Raw genomic sequence first — 506 nt, 5'->3', positions numbered from 1 at the left:
GTGGATCTGGTCGGTGAGCTCGCCGTCCTGGACCGGGGCGATCGTGGTGGCCACGTGCACCACCACCTCCGGCAGGCTCTCGGTGCACGTCTCCGTGAAGTGGGTGCGGTACCCCGACCAGGCGGTGTCCCGCTTGACGCAGTAGTGGGCGTCGGTGTCGTACGGGGAGTCGAACCGCAGCGACGCGGGCGGCAGCGCGTGCCCGTCACGCCACCGAAGCTTCCCGCGGGCGTCCCAGTAGTAGTGGTGAACCCACACCCGCCGCAGGATCTCCACCTGGGCGAGTGTCCGCAGCCGTGGCGGGGTGGTTGGCGCCCACAGCGCGGTCAGGAGTTTGTGCCCGTCCCGGCCGAACGTCTCGGCCAGCGCGACCACACCGGCCTTCCCGCCGGGGACTTTCCCGATCTCCACCTTGCGGCCGTAGCGCTTGTCCCACTCCGGCTCGACCAGCCGCAGCAGCCAGTCCGGCGCCTGCACCGCGAGCTGCTCGAGCGCGGCCCGCAGAC

The 506-nt window shown here is 71.5% G+C and carries 1 pseudogene; it reads right to left on the bottom strand.

Features of this window, described 5'->3' with window-relative positions:
* Nucleotides 1-506: pseudogene (locus tag ACY34J_RS29065) on the bottom strand (IS1182 family transposase); the annotation flags it as partial.

Source organism: Streptomyces sp. HSS9-12 (assembly GCF_054963655.1).
The sequence above is the reverse complement of the archived record's forward strand: the minus strand, read 5'-3'. Positions and strand labels throughout refer to the sequence as shown.